This window comes from Butyrivibrio sp., from assembly GCF_024699075.1.
The window spans coordinates 1-2243 of record NZ_JAILQF010000246.1; the positions used below are offsets into that span (position 1 = coordinate 1).

A 2243-nucleotide genomic window follows, 5' to 3' on the forward strand; every position below is an offset into this window, starting at 1 on the left:
CCAAAATCAAGTTTCTTTTTCTCAAAACCGTAAATAAGCATACCTTCTTTACCTTGTTCAAGTTCAGCGCATACTTTTCCTGATGCATCTACAAAACATGTCGGTGCAGTTTGATTAGGAAAAGTTGCATTAACTGTCAAACACGGAGTTACATTCTCTACTGCTCTGGTTATAATGTGACTTCTTATAAGCTGATATCTGTTATCATCTGCCTTATCAGCAACATCATAGAAAAGAACTATATTCAAATCTGTGTTTTCCAAATACAATTGCCTGAAGTATTCCGGAAATCGTATTTCATAACAGATTCTTACTCCAACATGCAGACCAGCGATATTAAAAATACCTGATTCTTCGCCTGCGCAAAAATTCTCTTCATCCCAACCATACAAAGCTCTTTTGCCGTACCACTGCATAGGCTTGTCCGGAGAAAAATAATATGCTCTGTTGTAGTATTTGCCGTTCTCAAAAGCAATTGTTCCAATAATTATACTAATGCCACATTTCTCGGACATGGCCTGAATATCTGATATTGCATCACGTATTGCACATTCATCAACATCAGATGAACTCGACATATCTCTTGGTGGGTAGCCAGATAATGCGCACTCCGGAAAAACTATAAGTTCAACCTTTTGTTCGGAAGATTCAACAACAGATCTTCTGATTATTTTCAAATTATCTTCGATATTCCCAGTTACATCAAATTGATATGCTGCCATTTTCATAGCATATACTCCTCAATCTGACCGTTATTTGGATGCTCAACTCCTAGAAAATACTGCATCACAGTTCCATGACACACAATAATAACAGCATCATAATTACTATATTTTTCTAAAACAGATTTTGTTCTCTTAAAGATACTCGCTGCTGTTTCCCAATTATACTTACAGTCGGCATTCATTATACCTTTGTTTTCAGAAAAATCTCTGAAGCTAGTCATAGCCTCTTTTTCTGGCAGATAATTATAATCTGCATCAGCCACCCATTCATGCAGATCAGTTTCAACAACCATATCTATGCCTAGCTCTTTCGATAGAATAGCTGCCGTATGCATTGTTCTTCCGTATGGTGAAGTCACTATTATTTGGGCATCCTTTAACCTTTGATCATTAGCTGCATCCCTTATCTGTGATATACCTTTTCGAGATAAAGTAAGCATATTAAATCCCCATCCTTGATATATCTTTGTATCTGCTTCTGTAAAATCAGTTTCACCATGGCGTATAAAATAATATTTTGACATTTGTCCCCCTTAAATGACTTTATAATCAAATAATCTCAAGCAATTCAGATAATCTATTTATTTCATAATCCGGTCTTTCGCTTTCATCAGAGAAAATCCAATATTGCCCCATGCCTTGCTTAACCCAGATAGTTTTCATTCCCATATTCTTAGCAGGAACAATATCGTAATCTATCCGATCTCCAACCATAACAGCCTGATCAGCAGAACAGTTGGCTCTTTCAAGAGCAATCTCAAACATTCTTCTATCTGGCTTTGCAACACCTTCTTCTGCTGATGCCACGATAACATCTATGTACTTTCTTATCCCAAACTTTTCCAATCTCTGCTCTGTACCAGGTATCTGATTCGCTATAATGCCTATTTTATATTTTCTGCTAAGTCGCTCAAGGCATTCTTTTGCATCATCATATAACCTTTCATACTGCGGTTCCCAAATAGGCTTTTCAACTCCAAGGAGTTTACTAACCTCTTTATCGCCTCTTTTGTTCTGCTTATAATACTCAAGTGCTTTTTCATAAACAAAGTCATACGTCATATTAGCTGCCTTCGCTATCTTCCTGTATATTTCCTCATAAACTAAGCTCTCATCTGCTAATGTAGAACCTATATCAAAGAATAACCACTTTATTCCTTCCATTTTTTACCATTACCTTTGTCCCAATTGCTCCCTCTGGCAAATAATCAATGTAATCCGGAAACTCCTCCAATTTTTTTATCTCTGTAAAATACCCTGATTCCGGATGTGAATCCAAATACTCTCTTTCTATAACGAAATAGTCCTTGGATCTTTCTTTTCTACTCGGAAAAAATTTTTTTAAATTATCCCAAGTCTCTTCCATTCCTTCTGAATCGCTAGCTATTTCAGGATATTCTTTTGCTCTTTTCCATGCTGCAGCAACTCGCTGAGGATCACGTATAGTACGCTGAAGCTCAGCATCCGTTATAAGATGAGCATAGTATCCGAAAAGAAAAGATAGTTCTTCATCAGACT

4 protein-coding genes are annotated in these 2243 nt (G+C 36.6%); all 4 read right to left on the reverse strand.

The genetic code is table 11. From position 1 onward, the window contains the following. The coding region (locus K6G87_RS10040; RefSeq protein ID WP_296836569.1) for a carbon-nitrogen hydrolase family protein at nt 1–728 on the reverse strand (728 nt) is incomplete at its 3' end. Then, nucleotides 725–1249 (reverse strand): histidine phosphatase family protein, encoded by a 525-nt coding sequence (locus K6G87_RS10045; protein WP_296836571.1) that lies wholly within the window; start codon nt 1247–1249, stop codon nt 725–727. The genes K6G87_RS10040 and K6G87_RS10045, both read right to left, overlap by 4 nt. Before the next feature lie 25 nt (nt 1250–1274). Further along, the gene (locus K6G87_RS10050; RefSeq protein WP_296836572.1) at nt 1275–1889 is read right to left on the reverse strand and encodes an HAD family hydrolase; all 615 of its coding nucleotides are present in this window, start codon (nt 1887–1889) and stop codon (nt 1275–1277) included. Next, nucleotides 1861–2243 (reverse strand): hypothetical protein (locus K6G87_RS10055; protein WP_296836574.1); only part of this gene is annotated, 383 nt, incomplete at its 5' end. The genes K6G87_RS10055 and K6G87_RS10050, both read right to left, overlap by 29 nt.